We start from the raw sequence: 25,701 nt of genomic DNA on the forward strand, positions 1-25,701 counted from the left end.
GCGTCGGACGTGAGTTCGATGTCACGTCCGACGCTGGAACTCTGAAAACGGTCCCGGAGCGATGCGCGTCCGGGACGATAGAGAGACCGGGAGGCTCCCATGGCAGATGCATTTATCTTCGACGCAGTTCGCACGCCACGTGGGCGAGGCAAGCCCGATGGTTCGCTCCACGAGGTTCCCAGCGTCGACCTCGCCGTCACGGCGCTCGATGCGATCCGCAAGCGCAATGACCTCGACCCTAAGCTCGTGGAGGACATCGTCCTCGGCTGCGTCGATCCCGTCGGGGAGGCCGGCGGCGATATCGCACGCGCAGCGGCTTTGAAGGCGGGCTTCGGCAAGGAGGTGCCGGGCGTTCAGATCAACCGCTTTTGCGCTTCGGGACTTGATGCCGTGAATTTTGCCGCCGCGCAGGTGATGTCCGGCATGAAGGACGTCACCCTCGGCGGCGGCGTCGAATCCATGAGCCGCGTGGGCATGGGCGCATCCGGTGGCGCATGGCCGGTCGATCCGGGTATTGCGATCCCCAATTACTTCCTGCCTCAGGGCATCTCGGCGGATCTGATCGCCACCAAATACGGCTTCACCCGCGACGATGTCGATGCCTATGCGGTCGAGTCGCAGAAGCGCGCCGCGAGGGCGTGGGATGAGGGCCGCTTCGCCAGGTCCGTGGTCCCGATCAAGGACGTGAACGGCCTCACCATCCTGGCCAAGGACGAACACATGCGCCCGGGCACCGACATGCAGTCGCTGGGTCAGCTCAAGGCTGCCTTCGTGCAGATGGGCGAGATGGGCGGCTTCGACTCGGTGGCGATCGCGGCGCACCCGGACGTGGAGTTCATCGACCACGTGCACCACGCGGGCAATTCGTCTGGCATCGTGGATGGGGCCGCCGCCGTCCTCGTCGGGTCGAAGGAGGGCGGCGCGAGGATCGGGGTCAAGCCGCGAGCCCGCATCAAAGGGTTCGCGTCTATCGGGTCCGACCTTGCTCTCATGCTCACCGGGCCCATCGACGTGTCCGAGCTTGCGCTCAGGAAGGCGGGCATGACGAAGGACGACATCGATCTCTTCGAGATCAACGAGGCGTTTTCGGCGGTGGTGCTGCGCTACATCCAGGCGCTCGATCTCGACCCGGCAAAGGTCAACGTGAACGGCGGCGCGATCGCCATGGGCCATCCGCTCGGGGCGACCGGCGCGATGATCCTCGGCACGGTGCTCGACGAATTGGAGCGCACCGACAAGCAGACGGCTCTGATCACGCTGTGCGTTGCGGCCGGAATGGGCACGGCGGCGATTATCGAGCGAGTCTGACGGACAGCGGAGACGGGAGAGAAACCATGACGAACTTCACCAATTTCCGCTTCGAGGTCGATGCCGACGGCATTGCGCTCGCCACCTGGGACATGACGGACCGGTCCATGAACGTCATCACCACCCAGGTGATAGACGAACTGTCCCGGATCGTCGAAACGGTCGCATCCGACGAGACCATCAAAGGGTGCGTCATCACGTCGGCGAAGGAGTCCTTCTCGGGCGGCGCAGACCTCAACAGGCTCCAAGCCTCGAACGCGGAGTATATGCGCGTCGCGAAGGAGGAAGGCGAGGAGGCCGCCAATTCCTTCCTGTTCGAGGAATCGCGCAAACTCTCGCTCCTCTATCGCCGCCTGGAGACCTGCGGCAAACCGTTCGCGGCAGCGATCCATGGCGTATGCCTCGGCGGAGCTTTCGAACTGGCGCTTGCCTGCCATTTCCGCGTTCTCTCCGATGCGGATGCGACCCGTGTCGGCCTGCCGGAGGTGAAGGTCGGCCTCTTCCCCGGGGCGGGCGGAACGCAGCGCGTTGCACGCCTGATGCAGACCGGCGATGCCCTGCAGATGCTCTTCAAGGGTGAGCAGATCCGCGCGCTGATGGCGCGCAATATGGGTCTCGTCCACGCGGTCGCCCCGCGGGACCAGATCGTGCAGGCCGCGAAGGACTGGATCCGGAACGGCGGTTCGGCCGTGGCCCCCTGGGACCAGAAGGGCTACAAGCTTCCCTCGAACAAGGTCTATTCCGCGGCCGGCATGCAGATCTGGCCACCGGCCAATGCAATCTACCGTCGCGAGACACAGGACAATTACCCGGCCATACGGGCGATCCTGGAGGCGGTCTACCAGGGCCTTCAGCTGCCGATGGATCTGGCGCTCAGGGTCGAGTCGCGCTGGTTCGCCAAGATCCTGCGCTCGAAGGAGGCGGCGGCGATGATCCGCACGCTCTTCATCTCCATGCAAGATCTCAACAAGGGCGCGCGCCGGCCGAAGGACGTGCCCCCGTCGTCCATCAGGAAGGTCGGTGTCGTCGGCGCGGGCTTCATGGGCGCGAGCGTGGCCTACGTGACCGCAAATGCCGGTCTCGACGTCGTGCTGATCGATCGCGACGTCGAGGCTGCGGAGAAGGGCAAGGCTCATTCTCACAAGCTCATGTCCGATCAGATCATGAAGGGCCGCGCCAAGACGGCGGACCGCGATGCGCTGCTCGCGCGCATCAAGGCGACCGCGGATTACAACGATCTTTCCGAATGCGACCTCGTGATCGAGGCGGTCTTCGAGGACCCCGCCGTCAAGGCAGAGGTGATTCAGAAGGTCGAAGCCGCTATCCGTCCGGATTGCATCTTTGCCTCCAATACCTCGACCCTGCCGATCACAAGCCTCGCCAAGACCTCGAAGAACGCGGCTCAGTTCATCGGCATCCATTTCTTCTCCCCGGTCGAGAAGATGATGCTGGTGGAGATCATCCGGGGCAAGGAGACGGACGACAAGGCGCTCGCCGCCGCGCTCGACTATGTGCGCCTGATCAGGAAGACGCCGATCGTCGTCAACGACTCTCGTGGGTTCTTCGCCAACCGTTGCGTGCTGGCCTATATCCTCGAAGGGCACCTCATGTTCATGGAGGGACTGCCCGCGTCCATGATCGAGCAGGCCGGCAAGCAGGCCGGCATGCCGGTGGGGCCGCTCTTGCTCAACGACGAGGTCGGCGTGGATCTCGGCCTCAAGATCCTGAAAGCCACGAAAGCGCAGCTTGGAGAAGCGGCGGTCATTCCACAGCAGGAGGAGTTGCTCTCCCGTCTCGTCGAGAAGGAGGGACGCCTCGGCCGTAAGAACCGGAAAGGCTTCTACGATTACCCGGAAGCGGGCCAGAAGCGTCTCTGGCCCGGCCTCAAGGACCTGCAGTCGAAACAGGTGGAGGCCGAACTCGTCGATATGCAGGAGCTGAAGCAGCGTCTGCTGGTCACGCAGGCTCTCGAGGCCGCGCGGACCTTCGAGGAAGGCGTGATCACCGATCCGCGCGAGGCAGATGTCGGGTCCGTCCTGGGCTTCGGGTTCGCACCTTATACGGGCGGTGCCTTGTCCTATATCGACTTCATGGGCGCAAAGGCCTTTGTGGAACTGTGCAGGACACTGCAAGCGAAGCATGGCGATCGATTCGCCCCGCCGCGCGTCCTTCTCGACATGGCCGATTCCGGGGACACCTTCTACGGCAGGGCTGCGGCGAGAAAGGCGGCCTGAGGCCATCGCTCGTCGTCATCCCGGCTTCGTGCGGGCGATGATCAGGGAGGCGCAGAACTCGTCCGATGGTGATGACAGGTTGAGATCCCAGGGTCGAGTCCGGCGCTGCCCGGACGGAAGGGAGGGGGAGGAGACAATCTTGACCCTCCCTCGGCGGCGTTCCATGACACGAGGACAGACACGACGGAGCCAGTGCCATGAAGTCGCATTTTGCCATGATGGCGGCCTATAACGCGTGGTGCAATGAACGCATCTACGAGGCTGTGGCGCAATTGCCGGAAGCCGATTACCACGCGGACCGGGGCGCGTTCTTCAGGTCAGTGAGCGGTACATTGAACCATCTTCTCGCCACCGACCGTATCTGGCTCAAGCGCTTTACGGGTGAGGGCGATGCGCCGGAGCGGCTCGATGCGGTCCTGTTCGAAAGGTTTTCCGACCTTCGGGCGGCGCGCCGTTATGAAGACAAGCGGATCATCGGCTATGTCGAGAGCCTATCGGAGGCGGAGCTCGCCGGACGGATCCGCTATCGCGGCATTACGAACCCTACCGAGACCGAGCAGCCGCTCGGTCCTGCCCTTGCGCATGTCTTCAACCATCAGACGCACCATCGGGGCCAGGTCCATTGCCTCCTGACAGGTTTCGGGATCGAGGCGCCTGTCCTCGATCTCCTCGCCTTTCAGAGGATCAGCGGATTGGGAATGGCATGAATCTCTGGCTGCGCCTGATTTCCCTCATCGTTGTTTCGTTCTTCAGGCCGAAAATCGATCCGTCGCGGGATGTCTCGCGTCTGAAATTCCGGGTGTGGCTGCTCGATCCTCAATGCCATCGCCTTGGTCCGCGCCGGGCTCTACGACAGGGCCCTCAAAGGCTACGTTCCCATGGCGAAGGTGCTGAACGGAGCCGGCATCGTGACGGAGCCGCCTCAGGCGGGCCCCGAGGTGAAGGCCTTCCTTCAAGCAGAAGAGACGTTGAAGAGAGCGGCGTGATGGTTCAAGGTTGGTCCAGTCCCTTCAGCCTGAACTGCGAAGCGTGAGACTCATGCCCCGTGTCATCGATTACTACTTCTCGCTTGTGAGCCCCTGGGCCTATATCGGCCATGTGCCCTTCATGGAAATCGTGCAGCGGCACGGGGTGGAGGTGAACTACAAGCCCGTTTTCCTGGGCCGCGTCTTTTCCGAGACAGGCGGATTGCCGCTGGGGCAGCGTCATCCGGTCCGGCAGCGCTATCGCCTCGTGGAACTGCAGCGCTGGCGCGAGAAACGCGGCCTGTCCTTCAATATCAGTCCGAAGCACTGGCCCTTCGATGTGAACCTGGCCGACCGCTACGTGATTGCGGTCTCGACGACGGGCAAGAGCCCTGATGCGTTCCTGCGCCGCGCCTTCTCGGCGATCTGGGAAGAGGAGCGCAACCTTGCGGATCCCCTCGTGCTCTCGGAAATCGCCGAGCAAGCGGGGCTGGATTCGTCCGCAGTGATGGATATCGCCACCGGCAGCACGACCGAGGCGATCTATGCGCTCAATCTGGAGAACGCCGTGGCGAACGATGTCTTCGGGTCGCCGGCCTATGTCCTCGATGGCGAGGTGTTCTGGGGGCAGGACCGGCTTGAGCTGCTCGACGATGCCCTGGCCAGCGGGCGTGCGCCCTACAAGCCGACTGCCTGAGGCCGTCATGCAACAGAGGACCATCGGGCTCATCGGCGGGATGAGTTGGGAAAGCTCGGCCGAGTATTACCGCATCATCAACGAGGAGGTGCACCGGCGCCTGGGGGGAGCGCATTCCGCGCGCAGTCTCATGCTGTCCGTCGATTTCGACGAGATCAAGCACCTCCAGCACGCAGGCGACTGGGACAGGCTTGCCGACGCCATGAAGGATGCGGCCCTTCGCCTGGAGCGGGGTGGCGCGGACTTCATCGTGCTGTGCACCAACACGATGCACCGTCTCGCGGATGCGATCGCGTCGTCCGTGAGCATTCCGCTTCTGCATATCGCCGACCCGACCGCGCAGAAGATCAGGACAGCGGGCCTTCGGCGGGTCGGTCTGCTCGGCACGGCCTTCACCATGGAGCAGGATTTCTATAAGGGCCGCCTGCAATCCCTCCACGATCTGGATGTGATCGTGCCCGATGCCGCCGACCGCCAGGTGGTGCACGACGTGATCTACAAGGAGCTCGTGCTCGGCAGGATCGATCCTCGGTCGCGAGAAGCCTATCGTGGCATCATCGCGCGCCTGATCGAGAACGGCGCAGACGGCATCATTCTCGGCTGCACCGAGATCATGCTGCTGGTTTCTGGCGAAGACAGCGCGGTGCCGCTCTTCGATACGACGACGATCCACGCGGTCGCAGCCGTCGATCGCGCGCTCGGCGCGTGATCGCTCATCGATTCCTTACTCCGCCGCCACGCGGGTGGCGCGCCATTGGGTGAGCAATGCGCGCAGGGCCGCGGGCTTCAGCGGCTTGTTGAGCACATGTACGTGCATGGCGGCGGCTGCGTCGCGCACGGCCGGCGTCCGGTCCGCGGTCACGAGAACGGCAGGCGTGTCGACCTGCGTCTTCCAGCGCAAAGCCTTGATGAGCTCCAAGCCGTCCGTGTCGTCGAGGTGGTAGTCTGCGATGATGACTTCGGGCAGAGCCTTGTTGCTTCGAAGGACCTTATAGGCCGTTTCGAGGTCGGATGCCGTCCACACGTCGCAGCCCCAGCCCGACAGCAGCAGCCGCATGCCTTCCAGGATGGCAGGCTCGTTATCGATCACGAGCACGTGCAGACCCGAAAGAACGGTCGCCGGAGCCTTCGGCGGTTCAGGAGCCGCGACGGTTTCGGGAAGCGCCGCGACGATCGGAACCTCGACGCGGAACACCGATCCGCGTCCCACCTCCGATTTGAGGATGATGGGATGCTTGAGCACCCGCCCGATGCGCTCCACGATGGAAAGACCGAGCCCTAGGCCTCTCGCCGCCTTCGCTCCCTGATCGAGACGCTGAAATTCGCGGAAGACGATCCGCTGTTTCGAGGGTGGAATGCCGAGGCCCGTATCCCAGACCTCGAGAACCAGGTGGGTGCCCTGCCGCCTTGCGCCGACGAGAACGCGGCCCGTCGGCGTGTATTTGATGGCGTTGGACACGAGGTTCTGCAGCAGACGGCGCAGCAGACGCCGGTCGGAGCGGACGGTGAGCGAGGGAGCCACGAATGTGAGATTCAGGCCTTTTTCTTTCGCGATGGGATCGAACTCGCGCTGCAGCTGACGGAAAAGTTCATCCATGCGGAAGCTCGACCATTGCGGCTTCATGGCGCCTGTGTCGAGGCGGGAGATGTCGAGGATGGCCGTGAGGATCTCCTCAACGGCGTCCAGGGATGCGTCGATGTTCTCGGCGAGGGTCGCATCGCCGGCATCGCGATCACGCTCCACGAGCGAGGTCGCGTAAAGGCGGGCCGCATTGAGCGGCTGCAGAATGTCGTGCGAGGCCGCTGCCAGGAAGCGCGTCTTGGAAATATTCGCTTCGTCGGCTTCCGCTTTCGCGCTGCGCAAGGCTTCATTGAGACGCGTCAGCTCTTCGGTACGCTCCCGCACGCGCTGTTCGAGCGTCTCGTTGGCACGGCGGCTTTCCTCCTCTGCCAGAACCGCTTCGGTGACATCCGTGTAGGTCGTGACGTGACCCCCGTCCGGCAGGAGGTTCGAGCGGATCTCGATGACCTTTCCGGAAGGGAATAGCTTGAGACGCACGGGTTCCACATCGTGCTGAAACGAGTGCAGACGCGCGGCCACCTGTTCGTCGATCTTGCCGGGCCCATAGGAACCGCGCGCGGCGTTGTAGCGGACGATGCGCTCCATGCCGATTCCGACCTGAACGAAGTTGGGCGGCATGTCGTAAAGGTCGATGAAGGCCTGGTTCCAGGCAAGCAGACGCAGATCGCGGTCGATCACCGTGATCCCCTGTCTGGCATAGTTGAGAGCATGCTGAAGAAGATCGCGGCTGTGCTGGATGGCCGCGGAGGCATCGTCGAGCAGCTTGAGAGCGGCCTCGGTCGAGACGGTGCGCCGGCGCAGAAGAAGCGACAGCGCGAGGCGCGAGGACGCCGTGCCGATCGCGGAGGCCAGCAGGTGTTCCGCGTAGCGCAGGAGATGGATATCGGCTTCCGCCCGCGGCTCGAGGGTCTGGCCCCGGCTGTGGCTGAAGCCTTCGAAGGAGCGCGTGGTGCGCTCCTCGCCGAGATAGCGCGAGACCATTGCGCGCAGCTCGTCGACGGTCACGCTGGCGCGAAACAGACGGAAGCTCGGGGTCGCGGACGTATGCGGTTCGCCGACGAAGACGTTCGCCTGAATCTGCTCCATCGCCGTCACGGGGCGCCACAACGAGAAGCCGATGTAGCAGAGGATGTTAAGGGTCAGGCTCCAGACGACGCCATGGGTGAGCTGGGGCAGATCCACGCCGAAAAGGGCGGTCGGTTTCAGGACCTCGATGCCGAACGGCCCGGAGACCACCATGTCGGACCAGAACACGCCGTCCCAGACGAGGCTCGGCAGGAGCAGCGTATAGAGCCACATGAGAAAGCCCACGATAAGGCCCACGCTCGCGCCGAGCGCCGTACCGCGCGACCAGATCAGGCCACCGAGAAAGGCAGGGGCCACCTGTGCGAGGGCGGCGAAGGAAAGAAGGCCAATGGCCGCGAGCGCGGCCTCGCCGGATGCGCGGTAATAGGCATAGCCCAGAAGGATCACGAGCACGATCGAGATCCGCCGTACGGCAATGACGAAGCCGCCTGGGTCGATCCCGGCGAAAGCGCGCCGCCGCAGAACGACGGGCATGACGAGATGGTTGGAGATCATCACGGCCACGGCCACGGAATCCACGATCACCATCGCGGTCGCGGCAGAGAACCCGCCGAGAAATGTCAGAACGGCAATCGTGCCGGCCTGATCGGCGAGCGGCAGCGCCAGCACGGTCATGTCCCGGTCAATCGCGTCGGTCGGGAACATCGCGAGGCCTGCGAGCGCGATCGGAATCACGAAGAGATTGATGAGAACGAGGTAGAGCGGGAACATCCAGGCGGCCCGCTTCAGGTCCCGGATGGAATGATTCTCCACGACGGTCACATGGAACTGGCGCGGCAGCAGCAGTGCGGCGCAGCTCGAGAGAAGAATGAGAGTGACGTAGCTGCCGAAGCCCGAGGTTCTCTCCATCAGGCTGTCCGTCGTGCCGAGGGCGGTCAGGCGCTCCTTGATCCCGTCATAGCCGTCGAACATGACGAAGGTCACGTAGCTGCCGACGATCAGAAACGCGACGAGCTTCACGATGGACTCGACCGAGATCGCCATGATGAGGCCGTCCTGATGCTCCGTGGCGTCCGGGTGGCGCGTGCCGAAGGCGACGGCGAAACCCGCGAGCACGAGGGCAACGACGAGCGCAAGATCTCCGATGAAGGGCAGATTCGGCGGCGGCATGCCGTCGGCTTTCGTGATGAACACGTCGAGGGAGGCCGAGACCGCTTTCAACTGCAGCGCGATATAGGGGATGGAGCCGACAAGCGCGATCAGGCTGACGATGGCGGCGACGCGTTCGCTCTTCCCATAGCGGGCCGCGACGAAGTCGGCGATGGAGGAGATATTCTGCATCTTCGCCACCCGGATGACCCGGGCGACGAGGGCGTGCCCCACGGTAATGACAAGGATGGGGCCGATATAGATCGCCAGGAAGTCAAGCCCGGAGCGGCTGGCGAGCCCAACGGACCCGAAGAAGGTCCATGAGGTGCAGTAGACGGCAAGAGCCAGCGCAGAGATGGTGGAGCGCCATGGCCCCTGGACAAAGCGCCTGCCTCCATTGTCGCCCCAATAGGCGACGGTGAACAGAAAGCAGAGATAGACCAGTGCCGATAAGACTACCGCCCAGGTGGCGACCATATGCTTTGAACCCCTACGAGGAAGCTGCCATCAGCTTTACCTCCGTAAAGGGCTCAGCGCCACTAGCAGGAGGATGCAGGAGGGTTTCGATTTCACTCTCATGGTGTGAATTGATATTCCGCACGGCGTATTATCAGATTACTAGAATGAGCTCATATGAGGATTATCGCATTTCAGGAGATCCCCATGATCGACGCACGTACCGCCCCCTACGCCGCGCTTATTCTGCGCGTCACCCTCGGCGCCCTGTTCTTGGCCCATGCCGGCCTCAAGATCGTCGTCTTCACACCCGCCGGAACGGCCCAATTCTTCCAAAGCCTGGGTCTGCCTGGAGGCCTCGCCTATGCGGTGATCCTGGCCGAGGTCCTCGGCGGCCTGGCCCTGATCGCCGGCTTTTACACCCGTTGGGCAGCTCTCGCCCTTATCCCGATCCTGGTGGGAGCCATCGTTACCGTCCATGGCCCGGCCGGGTTCTTCTTCTCCAATCCGAATGGCGGTTGGGAATTCCTGGCGTTCTGGATCCTGGCTCTTGTCGCACAAGCGTTGCTGGGGGAGGGCGCGTATGCCCTCAAATCCGGATCGGTACGGGCAGCTCCGGCGTTATCCACTCGTTCGGCCTGAGGCATACCGTCATGATCAAACCCATGTCGAATGAGGTTGCCGGAGCTCCGGCAACCCGCCCCATTCACCCGGGCGTCCGGATCGGCCATGTCCACCTGAAGGTGGCGGATCTCGATCGCTCTCTCGCCTTCTATTGCGGCGTGCTCGGTTTCGAACTGATGCAGCGCTACGGCACCCAGGCCGCCTTCGTTTCGGCGGGCGGCTATCACCACCATATCGGCCTGAACACCTGGGAAAGCCAGGGAGGCTCGCCGCCCCCTCCGGGCACGACCGGCCTCTATCATCTCGCGATCCTCTATCCCACGCGGGCGGCCTTGGCGGATGCTCTCTACCGTCTGGCCGAAGCGGGCATTCCCCTCCAGGGTGCAAGCGACCATGGGGTGAGCGAGGCGCTTTACCTGAGCGACCCGGATGGCAACGGCATCGAGCTCTATGTGGATCGCCCCGAGGACCAGTGGCCGCGCAATGCGGAAGGGGAGCTCCAAATGGTCACCCACCGCCTGGACCTGCAGGATCTCCTGGCCGCCCGGGAGACTTGACGGCCCTGGCATGGCCGGACACCTTCTTACCTTGGCAGGCAAGCCAAAGGAGGGTCCGGCCATGTGGAATGAATTCAAGCAATTCGCCTTGCGCGGCAATGTGGTCGACCTGGCGATCGGTATCATCATCGGTGCCGCCTTCGGCAGGATCGTCGACTCCCTCGTCGGCGACATCTTCATGCCGATCATCGGGGCCGTCACCGGCGGGCTCGATTTCTCGAACTATTTCACGCCTCTGTCCGGCAATGTTACCGCAACGGCATTGAACGAAGCCAAGAACCAGGGCGCCGTGCTCGCCTGGGGCAACTTCGTCACGGTCGCCATCAACTTCATCATCATCGCATGGATCCTGTTCCTGCTCGTCAAGGGAATGAACCGCCTGCGGCGTGCGGAGGATGCCAAGACCGGCACGGCGGACAAGCCGCCGGAGGTTCCGGCCGACGTGAAACTGCTCACGGAAATCCGCGATTTGATGAAAACCGGCCGCTCCCTCTGACTCATCACCGCCAGCAATGGGATTCTTCGCTTCTTGTCATGAGTGCCGATCGAGGGCTTGCCTTCCACGGGCGGTCAGGTCATCCCTGTTAAACTGTTTGGCAAGGAATGGCCCCAGATGAACGCATCCGTCCCGGTTCCCTCGACCTTCAATCTACGGCCGGAGGCGCTGCAGGCTCCCACCAGCGGCATCGTGGACGTGTTTTCATACGGACGCGGGCGTCCCGGCATCATCCCGCTCTGGGTCGGCGAAGGCGATCTTGCGACACCAGCCTTCATCTGCGATGCGGCGTCCCGTTCCCTCGGGGACGGCGAGACCTTTTATACGTATCAAAGGGGCATTCCCGAGCTGCGTGAGGCTATTGCGCATTATCATGAAAGGGTCTACCGCAAGGCCTTCGATCCAGAGCGCTTCTTCGTGACATCAGGCGGTATGCCCGCCATGCAGATTGCCTTCCGCATGGTGTGCGGTACGGGCGACGAGGTGCTGATCCCGACGCCTGCATGGCCGAATTTCGCGGGCGCCATCACGATTGCCGGCGCACGTCCTGTCCCGGTTCCCATGACGATCGACGCACAGGGTTGGCATCTCGATTTCGAGCGGCTGGAGCGGTCCGTGACGCCGCGCACCCGCGTCGTCGTCCTGAACTCCCCGTCCAATCCGACCGGGTGGACGGCAAGCCATGACGATCTGCGCGCTGTCCTCGACATGGCGCGCCGTCACGGGTTGTGGATCGTGGCGGACGAGATCTATGGCCGCTTCATCCATGATTCTGCTCTCAGCATGGATGGGCGTGCGCCTTCCTTCCGCGACGTGATGGAGCCCGAGGATCGCATTCTTTTCGTGCAGACCTTCTCGAAGAACTGGGCGATGACCGGATGGCGCCTCGGTTGGCTCGAAGCGCCGCCCGCGCTGGGGCAGGTGATCGAGAACCTGGTCCAGTATCAGACCTCCGGCACGCCCACGTTCATCCAGCGCGCGGGCGTTGCCGCCATCGAGCAGGGCGAGGACTTTCTGGCCGATCAGGTGGAACGAGCCCGGCAAGGTCGCGTCATTGTCAGTCGGCTCGCGGAAACAGGTCTCGTCGAGCTGCCGCCGCCCAACGGCGCGTTCTATGCCTTCCTGAAGATCAAGGGGGCGACGAATTCCAAGGACATCGCCTTCCGCCTCATCGACGAGGCGAATGTGGGTCTTGCCCCAGGAAATGCCTTCGGCGACGCGGGGGAGGGATATCTGCGCCTCTGCTATCTTCGCAAGGCCGAGGATCTCGAGGAGGCTGTCAGGCGTATCGGCGCGGCCCTGCCGAAGCTCGTTGCCTGACGGCGAGAACCCGCGGCTACCGGTTCTTGCATGCCCCGCCCGCGAATCTGGCGGTTGACCTGAGCGGCGGAGGGCTTCATTGAGCGAGCAGGCCCTTCAAGGCTTCCGCTCATTCTCGATATGCCCCTCATTCTCGCTCACATTGCTCAGATCCTGATCGCCGGGCTCGGCGGGCTTGTCTTTTATTGGATCGGCGTTCCGGCCGCATGGCTGTCCGGCGCCGCCATCGGGGCGATTTTGTGGGGCCTGACGAAGCATTCCGTGCCCATGCCGAAGGCTCTCGCCGATACGGCGATGCTGATCTCCGGGGCGGCGATGGGAGCAGCCGTGACCCCGGCCGCCATCACCGCCATGGGGCGCTATCCCGGAAGTCTCGTGCTTCTGGTCCTCGGCGTTGCGGCCATCTCGTGGATGTCCACCCTCTGGCTCACTCGCATTTCGGGCTGGCGCACGGCCGATGCGGTCCTGGCCTCCGTACCCGGAGCCCTCTCGACGGTGCTCGCCGTCGCGGCGGATCGCAAGGCGGACGTGCCCTCCGTCGCCATCGTGCAGAACCTGCGTCTCTTCGTGCTGATCGCGCTTTTGCCGAGCATCGTCGTGGTGACCGGAGGAGGGGGCAACACGAATGTGCTGATCGGCCAGGGAATGCCAATTGAAAGTCCCGGCGGCTTGGCCATCATCCTGTTCGGCGGGCTTGGCCTCGGCCTCGTCTTCAAGAAGCTGAAGGTTGCCGCGCCGATCCTGCTGGGTTCGATGGTCGTGAGCTCCGCGAGCCACGGGACCGAACTCGTCACGGGCGTCATTCCGCCGGTGATCGCGACCTGCGGCCTCGTACTGATCGGCCTCTTCATCGCCGAGCGTTTCCGCAACATTCAGCGCTCCATGCTGAAGCGCGCATTGGTCGCCGCCTTAGGGTCGTTTTCCGTCGGCATGGGCATTGCGGTGGTCTTTTCGGCCCTCGCGGCTTGGGCAGCGGATGTCAGCTTCGCCAACAGCCTTGTCGCCTTCGCGCCCGGCGGCCTCGAGGCCATGACCGTGCTTGCGCTCGTGCTCGGCCTCGATCCGCTCTATGTGGGGATCCACCATCTCGTGCGGTTTCTCAGCATCGGCCTGGTTCTGCCATTCCTGGTCGGCTGGCTGCAGCGCAGAAATGCCTGACGGCGAACCGGCTTAAGGCCTCTCGTTGCGCAGCCGCTCCACGGCTTCCATTCGCGGTTTCGCGGTCTTCCACAGGCGCTTCGTCACGGCGGCCACGAGCGCCTCGGTTATGAGCAGCAGACCCGCCGACGAGTCCCAGTTCGATGGAGCCACGATATGGGCCGGCAGCACATGGCGGGCCACGCGGGCGATCGGCGACAACCAGGGATCCGTGAGCAGGATGACGGTCGCGCCCTGCTTCGCGGCCGTTTCGCAGAGAGCGGTGACATCCTCCTGGTAGCGGCGAATGTCGAAAGCCACGATCACGTCCTTCTTGCCGATCTCGATCATCCGGTCGCGCCAGAGCGCCGGCTGACCTTCGATGAAATCCACATGGCTGCGCACGATGCGGAAGTGGCTCGCCGCGTAACGCGCCAACGCACCCGTGAAGCGACCGCCGGTGAAGTGGGTCGGGCGCCGCTCGTCGCTCAGGAGTTCCACCACCGCGTCGAATTCGGCGGGAGCGATGCTCTCCACCGTGGACCGAAGATTGCCGATGGCGGACTCGGCGAAGGAAGCGAGTGCCGGAGCGCCCTGGGCCTTGTCCGACGGGCTGGCTTTGGCGAGCGGTGAGAGGAGTTGAGCCTCCAGTTCCTCTCGCAGGTGCTTCTGGAATTCCGGAAAGCCCCCAAAGCCGAGCCGGTTCACGAAACGCAGAACCGACGGTGCCGAAATTCCGGCCCGGCCGGCGAACTCCGCTACGGTATCCAGGCCGGCGAACGGGTAATGACTCAGCAGCGTGTGGGCCGCGCGCTTCTCGCTGGGCGTAAAGGAGTCCATTTCGAGGCGAATGCGTTCGGCAAGGCTCGGTGGATTCAGAGAAGGGACGCTGCTGTCGCTTTTCATGATGGAATGTTACGAATCCCTCCTTGACGGCCTGCCGAAGCTGTACCAAAAATTTCAGACAAGAGAAACCTGAAAGAAACGTACCAAACGTTCAAAGAGGGGTATCAGTCTGCCCTGGCAGGCTAAACGGAGGCCGCATGATCCATGCGAGTCGGACAGACACCGGCAGGACGGCGGCCGCCCCGGTCGCGAAGCCGGTTGTCCTCGTGGAGAACCCCCAGGGGCGTTCGCCCATCCTGCTGATCTGCGAGCATGCGTCGAAGCACCTTCCCGAGCGCTATGGGACGCTCGGTCTGAGTGCGGACCAGCTCGAGAGCCATATCGCCTGGGATCCAGGAGCTGTCGGGGTCGCGAAGGAGCTGTCCCGGTTGCTCGATGCGCCGCTCATCCATGCGGGCGTCTCGCGCCTGGTTCTCGACCTCAATCGTGATCCTTCAGCGCCCGATTCCATCTGGACGCTCAGCGAGCGCACGACCATTCCCGGCAACCAGAACCTCGATGCTGACGAACGGGCCTACCGGGTCCGCGAGGTCTACGATGTGTTTCACGGGATGGTGAGCCGCTTCGTCGAAGCCCGCGTGTCCGCGGGACAGATAAGCGGCATCGTCACCGTTCATTCGTTCACGCCGGTTTACCAGGGCGTGCCGCGTCCGTGGCATATCGGCCTCATCTTCAACCGCGACGAGCGCTTTGCGCGTAGCGTCGAGGCCGGATTGCACCGGGATCCGGCCCTCGTCCTGGGCATGAACGAACCCTATTCGCCGGCGGACCGGGTGTTTCACACCCTCGAGCGCCATGCCGAGAGGCGCGGACTCGCACCGCTGATGATCGAAATCCGCAATGATCTGATCCGCACGGAAGACGGACAGGCGTCGTGGGCTCACCGTCTTGCGCCGCTCTTGAGGGAGGGGGCGCGGACGCTGTAACGGACCGCCATGGCGCATGATGCGCCATGGTTCGAGAGGCAGACTATTCGTGGAGGAAGAGTCTATGTCAGTCGGACAGGGAAGTTCGGGGGTTCACGCCCCGCCGGTCGGAGCGCAGAGTTCCGCCGGCATCACCTATACAACCGTGGATGACAGTTACTTCGAAGCGCGGCGTCTCAAGCGTCATGCGCGCGTCTGGTCGCTCTGGGCGCTCGGCGTGGGGGCCGTGATCTCGGGCCATTACTCAGGCTGGAATCTGGGCCTCGCCAACGGCTTCGGCTCCATGTTCTTCGCCACCATCATCATCGCCATCATGTATCTGGGCCTGACCTTCTCCATCGCGGAGATGTCGCCGGCTTTGCCGCATACGGGCGGCGCCTATTCCTTCGCGCGCACCTCCATGGGACCATGGGCGGGCTACGTCACGGGTATCGCGGAGAACATCGAGTTCGTGCTGACGCCCGCCGTCATCGTGTTCTTCATCAGCTCGTACCTGTCGGCGATCTTCGAGACCGCACCCGCATTCCAGCCCGTCTATTGGATCCTCTGTTATGCCCTCTTCGTCGGCCTGAACATCGTCGGCGTCGAGCTGTCCTTCAGGGTGACCGTCACCGTGACCGTCCTGGCCCTCGCCGTCCTGGCCTTCTTCTACGGATCGGTCCTGCTGTCCGGTCAAATCGACTTCTCGCGCTGGGCCCTGAATATCGGGGCCGACGGCGCCGAGCTGCCGGGCGGCGGAGGCCCGTTCCTCCCCAATGGAATCGTCGGTATCCTGGCCTCGCTGCCGTTCGCCGTCTGGCTCTTCCTCGCCATCGAGCAGCTGCCGCTCGCAGCAGAGGAATCGCACGATCCACAGGCCGACATGCCGAAGGGTATCATCGCCGGCATCCTGACCCTCATCACCTCCGCCTTTCTCGTGCTCTTCCTGAACACGAGCATCGCGCCGGGCGCCGCGGGGCTCGGCAAGTCGGGCGAGCCGCTGCTCGAGGGGTTCCGGACCCTCTTTGGAACGGACATCGCCAAGATCCTCGCGGCCATCGCGGTGATCGGCCTCATCGCCTCGTTCCACACAATCATCTTCGCCTTCGGACGCCAGATCTATTCGCTGTCGCGGGCCGGGTATTTCCCGAGCTTCCTGTCGGTGACCCATGGCGAACGCAAGACGCCGCATATCGCCCTGATCACGGGCGCGGTGACCGGCCTCCTGGTGATGCTGATCATCTGGTTCTCCCTAGGCGCCGATGCGGGCGGCGCCCTGATCGGCGGCACGCTGCTCAACATGGCCGTGGCCGGCGCGATGCTGGCCTATTTCATGCAGGGCATGTCCTATATCGTGCTCAAGAAGAAGTTCCCGCAGCTGCACCGGCCCTATTCGAGCCCGTTCGGTCTTGCGGGCGCCGTGATCTGCATGGTCATCGCCGCCGTCACGCTCGTCTTCCAGTTCTCCGATGCGGCCTTCCGCACGGCCGTCATGGGCGTTGCGGCCTATTATGCGGTCATGATGGCCTACTTCCTGGTTCATGGACGCCACAAGCTCATCCTCTCGCCGGAGGAGGAGTTCGCCGTCTCCAGGGGCGAGACCGAATACAAGTCCTATTGATCGCAGTCCGGGAGCGCGCATGATGTGCGCTCCCTCCATCCGTCTCGTTGGGGTTTCGAGCATGACCGCTCCCACAATCAAGAACGCCGCCGATGCCATGGACTATGTGCGCAGCCGCGACCTGCCTTTCGTCAAGATCGGGCTGAGCGATATCGACGGTATCATGCGGGGCAAGTACATGGCCCGCGACAAGTTCGAATCCGCGCTCGAGAAAGGGTTCGGATTCTGCGACGTGGTGCTCGGCTGGGACTCCAACGACCAGCTTTACGACAACACGACGTTGACGGGCTGGCACACGGCCTATCCGGACGCGACGGCACGGGTGCTCCCCGAGACCATGCGCCTCATCCCCTTCGAGAACGATCTTCCGTTCTTCCTGGCCGAGTTCGACGGATATGCCGAGCCCGCGTGCCCTCGGGGCGTTCTGCGGCGGGTCCTGAAGAGGGCGGAGGATATGGGCTTTTGCGTATCCGCCGCCGCCGAATTCGAGTTCTTCCTCTTCGAGGAGACGCCCCATTCCGTGCGCGAGAAGGATTACCGCAATCTGAAGAACATCACGCCGGGCTTCTTCGGCTATTCGGTGCTGCGCTCAGGGGCGCATGCGGATTTCTATCACGAGCTCCTCGACCTTGCGAACAAGATGGATTTCGAGATCGAGGGGCTGCACACGGAAACCGGACCGGGCGTGCTGGAGGCGGCGATCCGGGTGGACGATGCGCTACGTGCGGCCGACAAGGCGGCTCTGTTCAAGACCTATACGAAGATCCTCGCGCAGCGCCGCGGCTGGATGGCGACCTTCATGGCCAAGTGGTCCCGCGACTGGCCCGGTCAATCGGGCCATCTGCATTCATCCTTGCGCGACCTCGGTACGGGCAAGGGGGCCTTTTACGACCCCGGCGCCAAATACGGCATGTCCGAGATCATGCGCTGGTACGTGGGCGGCCAGCAGAAGCTCATGCCCGAGATCCTCGCCATGGTGGCCTCGACGGTGAACAGCTATACCCGTCTCATCCCGGGTTTCTGGGCGCCGACGGATTCCGCCTGGGGCGTGGAGAACCGAACCACGGCGCTTCGGGTCATTCCGGGCTCCGAGAAGTCCCAGCGCGTCGAGTACCGGGTCGCCGCCGCCGACATCAACCCCTATATTGCTCTGGCGGCAGCCATCGGCTCCGGGCTCTGGGGCATCGAGAACCGCATCGAGCCCGGCGAGCCGGTCGAAGGGAACGCCTATGCGGTGGAGCACCCGAAGGAACGGGCCTTGCCGCGTTCCCTGGGCGAGGCAGCCCACAGGCTGAGGAACTCGCAGGCTGCGCGCCATCTCTTCGGCGACACCTTCGTCGACCATTATGCCGCGACGCGTGAATGGGAGGAGCGGGAGGCCCGCAAGGCCATTACGGATTGGCAGCTCGCCCGCTACTTCGAAATCATTTAAAAGACTTTCAAGCTTCAACACGGGAGAAGGCTGTGGCCTCACCAGGCCATAGGCTTTCAATGCGAAGACCATGGCTGATACCGATATCGTCTGTATTTCTCCGATCGACGGACGCGAGCTTGTCCGCCGTCCCCTCATGTCCGATGCGGCCATCGACGAGGCGATCACGTCCGCCCGCGCGGCGCAAGCGGCGTGGCGCCACGTGCCCTTGGACGAGCGCGCGGGCAAGGTCTCGGCCTTCCTCGAAGCGCTCATCGCCATGAACCAGGAGGTCGTGCCGGAAATCGCCCAGATGATGGGCCGCCCGGTGCGCTATGGCGGCGAGTTCCGCGGTGTCGAAGAGCGTGCGCGCCATATGATCCGCATTGCGGAAAAGAGTCTCCAGCCCCTTTCCGCCGATGACGAGAAGCCGGGCTTCCGACGCATGATCAAGCGTGAGCCGGTAGGACTCGTGCTGGTCGTCGCACCATGGAATTATCCCTATCTCACCGCCATCAACACCATCGTGCCCGCGCTCATGGCCGGCAATGCGGTGTTGTTGAAGCACGCCTCGCAGACCTTGCTCGCCGGCGAGCGTTTCCAGATGGCGATGGATCGCGCGGGCATGCCGAAAGGCCTGTTCCGGAACCTGTACCTCAGCCACGATCAGACGGGCCGCATCTTGAGCAGCGGTCTCGTGGATCATTGCAACTTCACCGGCTCGGTGGCAGGCGGGCGCGCCATCGAGCGCGCGGCGGCGGGCACCTTCACGTCGCTGGGCCTCGAACTCGGCGGCAAGGACCCGGCCTATGTGCGCGAGGATGCGAATATCGACCATGCGATCGAGAACCTGGTCGACGGCGCGTTCTTCAACTCGGGCCAGTGCTGTTGCGGTATCGAGCGCATTTATGTGCATGAGAAGCACTACGATCGTTTCGTGGAGGGCTCCATCGAGCTGGTCAACAAGTACGTGCTCGGCAACCCGCTGGAGGATGCGACGACGCTCGGCCCAATGGCGCATCGGCGGTTCGCCGATCTCGTGCGCGATCAGAATGCGCAAGCGCTGGCGAAGGGCGCGAGGGCTCATATCGATGCGAAGAACTTTCCCGCGGATACGGGCAGCACAGCCTATCTGGCGCCTCAGGTCCTCACCGATGTCGAACATTCCATGAGCGTCATGCGCGAGGAGAGCTTCGGGCCCACCGTCGGCATCATGAAGGTGAAGAGCGACGAGGAGGCGATCCGCCTCATGAATGACTCGGCCTATGGCCTCTCGGCGGCCATCTGGACCTCCGACGTGGATGCCGCTGAGGCGATTGGCGAGAAGCTCGAAACCGGAACCGTCTTCATGAACCGTTGCGATTATCTCGATCCGGCTCTCGCCTGGACCGGCGTGAAGGATACGGGCCGCGGCGCGAGCCTGTCGCGTTTGGCCTACGAGTTCCTCACCCGTCCGAAATCCTATCATCTCCGTCAGATCTGATCGAAGGCACCATGACCACGTCCTTGCGCTCCAACTGGAACTATCCCACCGCAATCCGCTTCGGCGCGGGCCGCATCGCGGAACTGGCCGAAGCCTGCAAGTCCTTGGGCATGCAGGCTCCGCTCATCGTCACGGACCCGTTCCTCGCCACTCAGGCGATGACGAAGGCAGCGCTGGATCAGCTGACCGGCAACGGCCTGAAGGCCGCGATCTTTTCCGACGTCAAGCCGAACCCGGTCGAGACGAACGTCTATAGAGGTCTCGAGGCCCTGAAAGCCGGCAAGAACGACGGCGTCGTCGCCTTCGGCGGCGGCTCGGCGCTCGATGCGGGCAAGGTCATCGCCTTCATGGCGGGGCAGACCCGTCCCATGTGGGATTTCGAGGACATCGGTGACTGGTGGACCCGGGCGGATCCTTCGGGAATCCTGCCGATCGTCGCCGTGCCGACAACGGCCGGCACGGGTTCGGAAGTGGGGCGCGCGGGCGTGATCACGCAGGAGGCCAGCCACACCAAGAAAGTGATCTTCCACCCGCTCATGATGCCGAAGATCGTCATCTGCGATCCGGAGCTGACCGTGGGCATGCCGCCGCACATCACCGCAGGCACGGGCCTCGATGCGCTCGCCCATTGCATCGAAGCCTATTGCGCGCCGGGCTATCATCCGATGGCCGACGGCATCGCGGTCGAGGGCATTCGCCTCGTGAAGGAATATCTCCCGCGCGCCTATCAGGACGGCAAGGACATCGAAGCCCGCGCGCAGATGATGTCGGCCGCCGCCATGGGGGCCACGGCATTTCAGAAGGGACTCGGCGCGATCCATGCCCTGTCGCATCCGACAGGCGCGCTCTACGATACCCATCACGGTCTGACGAACGCGGTCTTCATGCCCTATGTGCTGGCCTATAACCGCCGGGCCATCGAAGAGAGGATCGAGCGCCTGGCCGCTTACATCGGCCTTCAGCCGTCCTTCCAGGCCTTCCTGGATTGGGTGCTGAAGCTGCGCAAGGATCTCGGAGTGCCGCACACCCTGGAGGGTTTGAAGGTCGACGGTGCCCGCTTCGAGGAAATGTCCGAGATGGCCCCCAGCGACCCTACCGCCGGCGGCAATCCCGTGCCGATCACGAAGGAGAGCGCTCGCAAGCTCTTCGAGGACGCACTTGTCGGACGGATCTGATCGTCGCTCTCGATCACGGCGAAATGAGAAACGGCGCCCCGGATCTTCAGACGCGCCGATTCTCGGTTCTCCCCTGGAACTGGAGGAAGTTCATGGACGACGATTCCGGCAGCGACATCCAAGTCACGCTTGCTCGAGCAGCGGCGCATCTTTCGGCGGCGGGACCGTTCAAGACGTTCTTCGAACAGGGTGACGAGATCACCGTCGAACTCTATGCGCCGGTCGGCACCGACAAGCAGCAGCCGCACGAGCGGGATGAGCTCTACATCATCGCGTCAGGGCACGGCACCTTCAGCCGTGGGGATGAAATCGTGACGTTCGGCCCCGGCGATCTGCTCTATGTGCCGGCTCATGTCCCGCATCGTTTCGAGACTTTTTCGGACGAGTTCAAAACCTGGGTGATCTTTTACGGTCCCAAGCGCATTCGACCCACCCCATAAGGAAGGCACATCGTCACTCCCCGCAGCGCACCTGAGCCTTCGGCTCCCGCGAGGCCTCCCTCCTAAAGGAGCGCATCGTTTATGCGAAAAACCGGGTCCACTTTTTCGCACGATGCGCTAGCGCGGGCCGCCGGGTCCGCACGATGCGCTCGGCCGAGTGCGTAGGGCCTTCAGGCTCTCCGCCCATTTGTGCAACTCGTCGAGCATGGGTTCGACCGAGGCGACAATCTGAGCCGGTGGCGTGAAGGTCTTTTCTTCATCCAGATACTGAGCGTAATGCTGGATGGAGATGTTTTCGGGGATCGGCATCATCCTGAGGCCGACGACGATCAGCCTGGTCATCTGGGCGGCGCGAAGGCCTCCCGATACACCCCCATAGCTCACGAATGCAGCGGGTTTGTAGTGCCACTCGCTGGAGAGATAATCCAAAGCGTTCACCAGCGCGGGCGATGGGCTATGGTTATATTCCGGCGTCACGAACGCGAAGGCGTCGGCCGCCCGCACGCAGTCACTCCAGGCTCTGGTGTGATCATGCTCCTATTTCTGAAGTTTGGGATGATTGGGTTCATCAAGGAGCGGCAAATCGAAATCTGCAAGATCGATGAGTGAGATCTCGAATGTTCCATGCCGGATCGCCTGCTCATGAAACCACCGGGCGACGAACACTCCGCCCCGGCCGGGTCGTGGCTGCTGATGACAATATGGAGATTCATCGATATAACATGTCTTGCGTGTGAGGGTATGAGGCGCATCGTCCGGCCTGCGGCCGCCGGTCCCTCCACCTAAAACGGCTTCGTGATACGCTGCAAGGAGGCACCATTTTGTTACCGGGGAACCTGCGTGTGACCAGGAGTTGCCATACCGTGACGGAAATCCTGGCGCGCACCGGAGACAAGTGGAGTGTCGAGGTCCTGGTCCAACTCGGGCATGGACCCAGGCGCTTCAATGAGCTGCGTCGAGACGTCAACGGGATTTCCCAGCGTATCATGACCCTCACGCTGCGGAATCTGGAGCGGGACGGGATTGTCGCACGAACGGTTTTTCCGACCGTTCCGCCGCGTGTCGAGTATCGGCTGACGGATCTCGGACGCTCTCTGCTGAGCGCCATCGCGCCTCTCGTCGAATGGATTGTCGGAAACCGAAGCGAGATCATCTCCGCGAGACGGCGCTTCGATGGACAGGATCCTGCCCATTGTACGGGATCTTGCCGGTGTTGATTCATCATAGTGCATGGCGCCCTCGACGATTCAAGGCGAGCACGGTGTGACGCTCAATGGCGAAAAGGCGCCACTGCAGAAGCAGCGACGCCTTTACCATCGTATCTGCGGATTGCCTCTTTAAGCAGCCTGAGCCTTCGTCTGCAGCGAGGCCTTGTGCTGGCTGCGAACGGCCTTCAGGCTCTCGGCCCATCTGTGCAGCTCGTCCAGCATCGTGGCGGCGGAGGTCTTGTAGATGTCCGCCGGCTTCAGCTTTCCGTTGTCCAGGTTCTGGAACACCATCGGCATCGGCACGCCTTCCGGAATCGGCATCACCTTGAACGTGGTGAGGATCTGCTTCGTGACCTGCACGGCGCGCATGCCGCCCGAAATGCCGCCATAGCTCACGAAGCCCGCGGGCGTGTAGCCCCATTCGAGTGCGAGATAGTTGAGGGCGTTCAGCAGCGAAGGGGGCGGCCCGTAATTGTATTCGGGCGTCACGAACACGAAGGCGTCGGCCGACGCCACGCTTTCGCTCCAAGCTTTGGTGTGGGCGTGGTGATAGTTCCTCAGGCGCGGGTGCTCAGGTTCGTCGAAGATGGGCAGGTTGAACTCCGCCAGATCCACTAGAACGGGGTCGAACTTGCCATGCTGGGCGGCAAAGTCGTTGAACCATTGTGCGATGCCGGGCCCGATGCGGCCAGGGCGCGTGCTGGCCACGATAGTATGAAGCTTGAGCGTCATCTTGAATCCTGAATTTGCAACAAATGGGAACGAATACTAAGTTCCCTTACGTAACCAGGGCTCATTAGGTAACTTGGCGGGCCTTATGCAAGGAGGCACTTTCATGACACCCAGTCACATCCATGTGCCCACCGACTGCCATACGGTGACGGAGATTCTCTCCCGCGTCGGCGACAAATGGAGCGTCCAGGTCGTGGTGCAGCTCGGTGGCGGCTCTAAGAGATTCAACGAGTTACGCCGCGTCGTCGGAGGAATCTCGCAGCGGATGCTGACCCTGACCCTGCGCGGATTGGAGCGTGACGGGCTCGTGACGCGCACGGTCTACCCCACGATCCCGCCGCGGGTAGAGTACCGTCTGACAGAGCTGGGTTGCAGCCTGCTCAAGACTGTGAAGGCCCTCGGCTCATGGGCGATCGAGAACCGGCAGCAGATCCTGCAGGCGCGTCGACGCTTCGACGAGGCCGCAGGTACTGTCGCGCGATCGGACGCAGCCTGACGCGTGGTTCAGGCGGCCGCTTTGCTGTGGAGGACATTCCACAGCGCAGAGGCGTGAAAATCTGCGATGACGACGTCCGCGCCCACGTCGCGCATGTCCTGTGCGGTCAGGCCGGTGAGCATACCGAAGGAGAAGAGGCTTGCGGCTTTGGCGGCTTTCATGCCCGAGGGTGAATCCTCGAAGGCGATGGCCTCGTCCGCGCGCACGCCCAGGCGTTCCAGGGCCGTCAGATAGGGAAGGGGATCCGGCTTTCCACGCTCCACCTGGTCGATCGTGACCTGGACGGGAAAACGCTTGGTGATTCCAAGGACGTCCAGCATGTGCTCCGCATTGAGGTGGGGGGCATTGGTGACGAGCGCAGTCCCGATCCCGCGCTCATCCGCCCAGTCGAGAAGCTCGACGAGACCGTCCAGGGGCTTCAGATCGAGAGCCAGGCGGCGGAACGCCGCCTCCTTTTCGTCGGCGAAGGCCACATGTTCTTCGACCGAACGGTGGGGCAGGAGAGTGGCGAAGATGGACTCATTGGTGCGGCCGATGATCGTAGAGCGGTAGACATGCTCGTCGATCGTCACGCCTTCGGGGCTGAGAACCTCCGCGAATGCCCGCAGATGGACGGGGTCGCTGTGCACCAGAGTGCCATCCATGTCGAAAATCAGAGCTTTGAGCATTCGTTTATCTCGGGAAAGTCAGTGAGGCACTACGGCATCGGACGTGAAATCGAATCCACATCCGATGCTCTCCTTGCTTGAGCATCTTTTCACGCAAAACCGGTTCCCACCTTTGCGTTCGATGCTCTAGTAAACCGCTTCGGCCGGAATGGCACCCTGTTAGAATTGCAGGTCTGCCATATAGATAGTGTCAGGGTCCCGGTCCTGAAAGAAAGCACGTTTCTCCTATGCATCACGCGCCCTCTCGGAAAGATGGCGGAAAGCCCCGCTGGAAATTGATCGAGCGGCTCAGGTTTCTCTATGAGGGCGATGCTCCGGAAGCGCACCGGTTCCGTTATGGCCTTCTGCTCTTCGACGTCATCACGATCCTCTTCATCGTCATCACGTCCTTCCTGCCACGCTATCCCTTCGAAGAGCGGGTCGATATGGTGATCGGCTTCGGCGTTCTGGCCGATTTTCTGGCCCGGATCGTCATCAGCCGGAACCGGTGGCGCGACCTCGCCCATCCAGCCACCTTCGCCGATATCGCCGCTATCGTGTCCTTTCTCGCCCCTGTGGTCGGCGAGGGCGTCGGCTTTCTGCGCATCCTGCGCACCGTTCGGCTGCTACGGACCTATCAGCTTCTGGTGCGGCTGCGCTCCGACAGCCCCTTTTTCAGGCGCAACGAGGAGGTGATCATTGCGAGCGTCAATCTCGGCGTCTTCATCTTCATCATGACGGGGTTCGTCTACGAGACGCAGCGCTGGACCAATCACGACATCGGCAATTACATCGATGCGCTCTACTTCACCATCGCGACGCTTACCACAACGGGTTTCGGCGACATCACGCTCACGGGCACCCTGGGGCACCTGATCTCGGTCATCATCATGATCTGCGGCGTGACGCTGTTCCTGCGCCTCGTGCAGGTTCTCCTGCGGCCCAACAAGGTGCGTCACCCCTGTCCCGTCTGCGGGTTGCAGCGTCACGACAGGGATGCGGTGCACTGCAAGGCCTGCGGCACGGTCCTCAACATTCCGGATGAAGGCGACGTCTAGCGCATCGTGCGGACCCAGCGGGCCGCGTGAGCGAAAAGTGGACCCGGTTTTCCGCTCGCAACGATGCG

General features: G+C 63.0%; 25 protein-coding genes. 20 read left to right on the top strand and 5 right to left on the bottom strand.

Translation table 11 applies throughout. The features are described from left to right. Positions 1 to 99 precede the first annotated feature (99 nt). From AB8841_RS00725 to AB8841_RS00750, 6 genes are all read left to right on the top strand, one after another. Complete coding sequence (locus AB8841_RS00725; protein ID WP_370433972.1) at positions 100 to 1,308, top strand: acetyl-CoA C-acetyltransferase; 1,209 nt, start codon at positions 100 to 102, stop codon at positions 1,306 to 1,308. A gap of 26 nt (positions 1,309 to 1,334) precedes the next feature. Further along, on the top strand, positions 1,335 to 3,542 hold the full coding sequence (locus AB8841_RS00730; RefSeq protein WP_370433973.1) for an FAD-dependent oxidoreductase: 2,208 nt from the start codon (positions 1,335 to 1,337) through the stop codon (positions 3,540 to 3,542). Positions 3,543 to 3,739: 197 nt separating this feature from the next. Next, positions 3,740 to 4,249: a DinB family protein gene (locus AB8841_RS00735; RefSeq protein WP_370433974.1), complete on the top strand. Its 510-nt coding sequence runs from the start codon at positions 3,740 to 3,742 to the stop codon at positions 4,247 to 4,249. A gap of 123 nt (positions 4,250 to 4,372) precedes the next feature. Continuing rightward, entirely contained in the window at positions 4,373 to 4,528 is a 156-nt protein-coding gene (locus AB8841_RS00740; protein WP_370433975.1) for a hypothetical protein, read from the top strand. A gap of 52 nt (positions 4,529 to 4,580) precedes the next feature. Beyond that, on the top strand, positions 4,581 to 5,204 hold the full coding sequence (locus tag AB8841_RS00745; RefSeq protein ID WP_370433976.1) for a 2-hydroxychromene-2-carboxylate isomerase: 624 nt from the start codon (positions 4,581 to 4,583) through the stop codon (positions 5,202 to 5,204). 7 nt (positions 5,205 to 5,211) lie between these two features. Then, positions 5,212 to 5,913 carry an aspartate/glutamate racemase family protein gene (locus tag AB8841_RS00750; protein WP_370433977.1) on the top strand — a complete coding sequence of 234 codons (702 nt, stop codon included), beginning with the start codon at positions 5,212 to 5,214 and terminating at the stop codon, positions 5,911 to 5,913. Positions 5,914 to 5,928: 15 nt separating this feature from the next. Here AB8841_RS00750 and AB8841_RS00755 read toward each other — a convergent pair whose 3' ends face one another. Beyond that, positions 5,929 to 9,438 (bottom strand): NahK/ErcS family hybrid sensor histidine kinase/response regulator, encoded by a 3,510-nt coding sequence (locus AB8841_RS00755; protein ID WP_370433978.1) that lies wholly within the window; start codon positions 9,436 to 9,438, stop codon positions 5,929 to 5,931. A gap of 186 nt (positions 9,439 to 9,624) precedes the next feature. Between AB8841_RS00755 and AB8841_RS00760 the strand changes: the two genes are divergently transcribed. The 5 genes from AB8841_RS00760 (at position 9,625) to AB8841_RS00780 (ending at position 13,572) form a co-directional block, all read left to right on the top strand. Then, positions 9,625 to 10,059: a DoxX family protein gene (locus tag AB8841_RS00760; RefSeq protein WP_370433979.1), complete on the top strand. Its 435-nt coding sequence runs from the start codon at positions 9,625 to 9,627 to the stop codon at positions 10,057 to 10,059. A 23-nt stretch (positions 10,060 to 10,082) separates the two neighbouring features. Beyond that, positions 10,083 to 10,598, top strand: coding sequence for a VOC family protein (locus AB8841_RS00765; protein WP_370433980.1), 516 nt, complete (start codon positions 10,083 to 10,085; stop codon positions 10,596 to 10,598). Between the two features lie 61 nt (positions 10,599 to 10,659). Further along, positions 10,660 to 11,094 (top strand): large conductance mechanosensitive channel protein MscL, encoded by a 435-nt coding sequence (gene mscL / locus AB8841_RS00770; RefSeq protein ID WP_370433981.1) that lies wholly within the window; start codon positions 10,660 to 10,662, stop codon positions 11,092 to 11,094. 117 nt (positions 11,095 to 11,211) lie between these two features. After that, entirely contained in the window at positions 11,212 to 12,414 is a 1,203-nt protein-coding gene (locus tag AB8841_RS00775) for a pyridoxal phosphate-dependent aminotransferase (RefSeq protein WP_370433982.1), read from the top strand. A 120-nt stretch (positions 12,415 to 12,534) separates the two neighbouring features. Next, the gene (locus AB8841_RS00780) at positions 12,535 to 13,572 is read left to right on the top strand and encodes an AbrB family transcriptional regulator (RefSeq protein WP_370433983.1); all 1,038 of its coding nucleotides are present in this window, start codon (positions 12,535 to 12,537) and stop codon (positions 13,570 to 13,572) included. Between the two features lie 12 nt (positions 13,573 to 13,584). On the opposite strand, the gene AB8841_RS00785 is transcribed toward AB8841_RS00780, so the two are convergent. After that, positions 13,585 to 14,457, bottom strand: coding sequence for a MurR/RpiR family transcriptional regulator (locus AB8841_RS00785; RefSeq protein ID WP_370433984.1), 873 nt, complete (start codon positions 14,455 to 14,457; stop codon positions 13,585 to 13,587). Positions 14,458 to 14,594: 137 nt separating this feature from the next. On the opposite strand from AB8841_RS00785, the gene AB8841_RS00790 reads away from it, so the two are divergent. The 6 genes from AB8841_RS00790 (at position 14,595) to AB8841_RS00815 (ending at position 21,492) form a co-directional block, all read left to right on the top strand. Continuing rightward, positions 14,595 to 15,383, top strand: coding sequence for an N-formylglutamate amidohydrolase (locus AB8841_RS00790; protein WP_370433985.1), 789 nt, complete (start codon positions 14,595 to 14,597; stop codon positions 15,381 to 15,383). Between the two features lie 64 nt (positions 15,384 to 15,447). Beyond that, positions 15,448 to 16,983 (top strand): amino acid permease, encoded by a 1,536-nt coding sequence (locus AB8841_RS00795; RefSeq protein WP_370433986.1) that lies wholly within the window; start codon positions 15,448 to 15,450, stop codon positions 16,981 to 16,983. 61 nt (positions 16,984 to 17,044) lie between these two features. Next, on the top strand, positions 17,045 to 18,415 hold the full coding sequence (locus tag AB8841_RS00800) for a glutamine synthetase family protein (RefSeq protein WP_370433987.1): 1,371 nt from the start codon (positions 17,045 to 17,047) through the stop codon (positions 18,413 to 18,415). 70 nt (positions 18,416 to 18,485) lie between these two features. Further along, complete coding sequence (locus AB8841_RS00805) at positions 18,486 to 19,877, top strand: aldehyde dehydrogenase family protein (protein ID WP_370433988.1); 1,392 nt, start codon at positions 18,486 to 18,488, stop codon at positions 19,875 to 19,877. 11 nt (positions 19,878 to 19,888) lie between these two features. Beyond that, complete coding sequence (locus tag AB8841_RS00810) at positions 19,889 to 21,052, top strand: iron-containing alcohol dehydrogenase (protein WP_370433989.1); 1,164 nt, start codon at positions 19,889 to 19,891, stop codon at positions 21,050 to 21,052. 92 nt (positions 21,053 to 21,144) lie between these two features. Continuing rightward, positions 21,145 to 21,492 (top strand): cupin domain-containing protein, encoded by a 348-nt coding sequence (locus tag AB8841_RS00815; RefSeq protein WP_370433990.1) that lies wholly within the window; start codon positions 21,145 to 21,147, stop codon positions 21,490 to 21,492. A gap of 117 nt (positions 21,493 to 21,609) precedes the next feature. On the opposite strand, the gene AB8841_RS00820 is transcribed toward AB8841_RS00815, so the two are convergent. Continuing rightward, positions 21,610 to 21,996 (bottom strand): NADPH-dependent FMN reductase, encoded by a 387-nt coding sequence (locus AB8841_RS00820; RefSeq protein WP_370433991.1) that lies wholly within the window; start codon positions 21,994 to 21,996, stop codon positions 21,610 to 21,612. Between the two features lie 359 nt (positions 21,997 to 22,355). Here AB8841_RS00820 and AB8841_RS00825 point away from each other — a divergent pair, with 359 nt between their 5' ends. Continuing rightward, a complete protein-coding gene (locus AB8841_RS00825) occupies positions 22,356 to 22,709 on the top strand; it encodes a winged helix-turn-helix transcriptional regulator (RefSeq protein ID WP_370433992.1) in 354 nt (117 codons plus the stop codon). A 120-nt stretch (positions 22,710 to 22,829) separates the two neighbouring features. On the opposite strand, the gene AB8841_RS00830 is transcribed toward AB8841_RS00825, so the two are convergent. Next, the gene (locus tag AB8841_RS00830; protein WP_370433993.1) at positions 22,830 to 23,432 is read right to left on the bottom strand and encodes an NADPH-dependent FMN reductase; all 603 of its coding nucleotides are present in this window, start codon (positions 23,430 to 23,432) and stop codon (positions 22,830 to 22,832) included. A 103-nt stretch (positions 23,433 to 23,535) separates the two neighbouring features. Here AB8841_RS00830 and AB8841_RS00835 point away from each other — a divergent pair, with 103 nt between their 5' ends. Next, entirely contained in the window at positions 23,536 to 23,928 is a 393-nt protein-coding gene (locus AB8841_RS00835; protein ID WP_370433994.1) for a winged helix-turn-helix transcriptional regulator, read from the top strand. An 8-nt stretch (positions 23,929 to 23,936) separates the two neighbouring features. Here AB8841_RS00835 and AB8841_RS00840 read toward each other — a convergent pair whose 3' ends face one another. Then, complete coding sequence (locus AB8841_RS00840) at positions 23,937 to 24,596, bottom strand: HAD family hydrolase (RefSeq protein WP_370433995.1); 660 nt, start codon at positions 24,594 to 24,596, stop codon at positions 23,937 to 23,939. 227 nt (positions 24,597 to 24,823) lie between these two features. Between AB8841_RS00840 and AB8841_RS00845 the strand changes: the two genes are divergently transcribed. Then, a complete protein-coding gene (locus tag AB8841_RS00845) occupies positions 24,824 to 25,633 on the top strand; it encodes an ion channel (protein WP_370433996.1) in 810 nt (269 codons plus the stop codon). Positions 25,634 to 25,701: the final 68 nt, after the last annotated feature.

Source organism: Microvirga sp. TS319 (genome assembly GCF_041276405.1).
Lineage (GTDB): Bacteria > Pseudomonadota > Alphaproteobacteria > Rhizobiales > Beijerinckiaceae > Microvirga.

Bases quoted from the DNA above. Each gene is read 5' to 3' on its own strand.
- AB8841_RS00810 (WP_370433989.1), top strand. From the start codon at position 19,889: ATGACCACGTCCTTGCGCTCCAACTGGAACTATCCCACCGCAATCCGC.
- AB8841_RS00785 (WP_370433984.1), bottom strand. From the start codon at position 14,457: ATGAAAAGCGACAGCAGCGTCCCTTCTCTGAATCCACCGAGCCTTGCC.
- AB8841_RS00805 (WP_370433988.1), top strand. From the start codon at position 18,486: ATGGCTGATACCGATATCGTCTGTATTTCTCCGATCGACGGACGCGAG.
- AB8841_RS00775 (WP_370433982.1), top strand. From the start codon at position 11,212: ATGAACGCATCCGTCCCGGTTCCCTCGACCTTCAATCTACGGCCGGAG.
- AB8841_RS00730 (WP_370433973.1), top strand. From the start codon at position 1,335: ATGACGAACTTCACCAATTTCCGCTTCGAGGTCGATGCCGACGGCATT.
- AB8841_RS00735 (WP_370433974.1), top strand. From the start codon at position 3,740: ATGAAGTCGCATTTTGCCATGATGGCGGCCTATAACGCGTGGTGCAAT.
- AB8841_RS00765 (WP_370433980.1), top strand. From the start codon at position 10,083: ATGTCGAATGAGGTTGCCGGAGCTCCGGCAACCCGCCCCATTCACCCG.
- AB8841_RS00750 (WP_370433977.1), top strand. From the start codon at position 5,212: ATGCAACAGAGGACCATCGGGCTCATCGGCGGGATGAGTTGGGAAAGC.
- AB8841_RS00830 (WP_370433993.1), bottom strand. From the start codon at position 23,432: ATGACGCTCAAGCTTCATACTATCGTGGCCAGCACGCGCCCTGGCCGC.
- AB8841_RS00840 (WP_370433995.1), bottom strand. From the start codon at position 24,596: ATGCTCAAAGCTCTGATTTTCGACATGGATGGCACTCTGGTGCACAGC.
- AB8841_RS00845 (WP_370433996.1), top strand. From the start codon at position 24,824: ATGCATCACGCGCCCTCTCGGAAAGATGGCGGAAAGCCCCGCTGGAAA.
- AB8841_RS00760 (WP_370433979.1), top strand. From the start codon at position 9,625: ATGATCGACGCACGTACCGCCCCCTACGCCGCGCTTATTCTGCGCGTC.
- AB8841_RS00745 (WP_370433976.1), top strand. From the start codon at position 4,581: ATGCCCCGTGTCATCGATTACTACTTCTCGCTTGTGAGCCCCTGGGCC.
- AB8841_RS00780 (WP_370433983.1), top strand. From the start codon at position 12,535: ATGCCCCTCATTCTCGCTCACATTGCTCAGATCCTGATCGCCGGGCTC.
- AB8841_RS00815 (WP_370433990.1), top strand. From the start codon at position 21,145: ATGGACGACGATTCCGGCAGCGACATCCAAGTCACGCTTGCTCGAGCA.
- AB8841_RS00725 (WP_370433972.1), top strand. From the start codon at position 100: ATGGCAGATGCATTTATCTTCGACGCAGTTCGCACGCCACGTGGGCGA.
- AB8841_RS00790 (WP_370433985.1), top strand. From the start codon at position 14,595: ATGATCCATGCGAGTCGGACAGACACCGGCAGGACGGCGGCCGCCCCG.
- AB8841_RS00800 (WP_370433987.1), top strand. From the start codon at position 17,045: ATGACCGCTCCCACAATCAAGAACGCCGCCGATGCCATGGACTATGTG.
- mscL (WP_370433981.1), top strand. From the start codon at position 10,660: ATGTGGAATGAATTCAAGCAATTCGCCTTGCGCGGCAATGTGGTCGAC.
- AB8841_RS00835 (WP_370433994.1), top strand. From the start codon at position 23,536: ATGACACCCAGTCACATCCATGTGCCCACCGACTGCCATACGGTGACG.
- AB8841_RS00795 (WP_370433986.1), top strand. From the start codon at position 15,448: ATGTCAGTCGGACAGGGAAGTTCGGGGGTTCACGCCCCGCCGGTCGGA.
- AB8841_RS00755 (WP_370433978.1), bottom strand. From the start codon at position 9,438: ATGGTCGCCACCTGGGCGGTAGTCTTATCGGCACTGGTCTATCTCTGC.